The organism is Nocardioides sp., assembly GCF_050699375.1.
In the GTDB taxonomy this organism is placed as follows: Bacteria; Actinomycetota; Actinomycetes; order Propionibacteriales; family Nocardioidaceae; genus Nocardioides.
On record NZ_JBOHDN010000003.1, the window covers coordinates 1 to 1,585 of the forward strand.

At 67.5% G+C, this 1,585-nt stretch carries 3 protein-coding genes; all 3 read left to right on the forward strand.

Annotated elements, in window-relative coordinates; translation table 11 throughout:
* Window positions 1–716, forward strand: a 716-nt coding sequence (locus ACRDPS_RS00105) for a hypothetical protein (RefSeq protein ID WP_431499576.1), incomplete at its 5' end; no start/stop codon positions are given.
* Window positions 713–1,249 carry a hypothetical protein gene (locus tag ACRDPS_RS00110; protein WP_431499577.1) on the forward strand — a complete coding sequence of 179 codons (537 nt, stop codon included), beginning with the start codon at window positions 713–715 and terminating at the stop codon, window positions 1,247–1,249. The genes ACRDPS_RS00105 and ACRDPS_RS00110, both read left to right, overlap by 4 nt.
* A gap of 117 nt (window positions 1,250–1,366) precedes the next feature.
* The coding region (locus ACRDPS_RS00115; protein ID WP_431499578.1) for a hypothetical protein at window positions 1,367–1,585 on the forward strand (219 nt) is incomplete at its 3' end.

Here is a 1,585-nt window from a genome sequence, read left to right on the forward strand (position 1 = left end):
CCTTCGACCCCTCCCCCGGCCGCAACCTCGCCATCATCGGTGCCGGCACCCCCTCCGACGACTACGGCGCCGCCGAGGACAACTCCGCCCTCGGCATCCTCCAGGCCGCCGGCCTCTCCCTCGCCGCCCAGCACCCGCCCGGGTCGGCGGAGTTCATGATCCTCGACGCGCTCACCGACCGCGACCGCGATGGCGCCCATTTCGACGACTGGCTCCGCGCGATGGAACAGCTCGGCCATGCACCCACCCTGGTCGAACGCGTCCACATCAAGGACTGGATCGCCCAGGCGCTCACCGAGCTCGACGGCCGTGACCCGGACAGCCCGCCGGCGTACGTCCTCGGACTCTCCGTCGACCGCCTCGGACCGCTCGACGTCAAGGAGGGCATCAAGCCCGCCCCGATCGCCGGTTTCCAACAGTTTCTCCAACGAGCGTCGGTGACCGGTGTGCATTCGCTGTTCTGGTGGGCCAACCCAGCCATGTTCTTCGCCCACATGGGGCTGAACCGGTCCGCTCCCTTCGACGGCACGATCCTGCTTCACGGCACCGAGGACACGGCCCAACGACTTCACGGTCCGCTCACCCGCTGGGAGCCGACCGAGAACCGTGCGTACTTCGCAGAGACGACCTCCGCGAGCGGCCCCGCCAAGCTGATCCCCTACAGCCCGGCGACCCCTTCAGACCTCGCCCAGATCACCAAGGTGGTGTCGTCGTGAAGGACTCCTACGCCGACTACCTCGCCACCATCGAGGCTCTCGTCGGCTCGGTTGACATGGCCCACCGAACCAGCACATCGGCGACCCGCAAACAAGATGACGACCTGCGGGAGCTCGCTGAGTCCCACCAGCGCGAGGCACAACGCATCCAGTCGCGCATCCGCGCTGCGACCGACCACTACCAGGCGGCAGCCAAGTCGCTGCATGAGCAGCCGGTCGCACGCCTCAACACCCGACTGCCCGAACGAGCTCATCCAGCCGAGCCCGGCTCCGGAAGCTCGAGCGCCGCAGCCGAACAGTCCCAGTCACGAGCGGCAAAGTCACTGGCCCGGGCGACCAGCGACTACGCCCACGCATTCGCCACCCACCAACGCACGGCCGCATCCGCTGCCGACGCCCTGGCCGCACGCCGCGCCGCGCTCGCCGACCGTCCACCGACCACACCCTGGTGGAGAACACCTCGAACGATCGCCATCACGGCCGCGGTCCTAGCGATCCTGCTCGTCCTCGCCATCGTCGCGGTCATGACCTAATTGAACAGGCCAGGACCGGCCCCTCGCCCGTATCGTTGAACAAACCCAAGAAACCGACACCAACAGCAGCCAACAACGCGGCCGTTGCCCGGCCTGAGGCTCGGATCAGGAAACACCATGTCATCGATCGAAGACGCCAAGACACAGCTCGCACAGGTCGTCACCGAGTCCGAAGGCACCGCCAGCGCCCTTGCACAGTTCAAGGACGCCTTCGACTCCCTCACCGGCAGCGTCATGGCCGCCATCGGCAACACCGCCACCAGCGCCGACACCGACATCGCCCAGATCTACGACGCCGCGAAGAAATCCATCGACGACTGCGTCGCCACCCTCGCC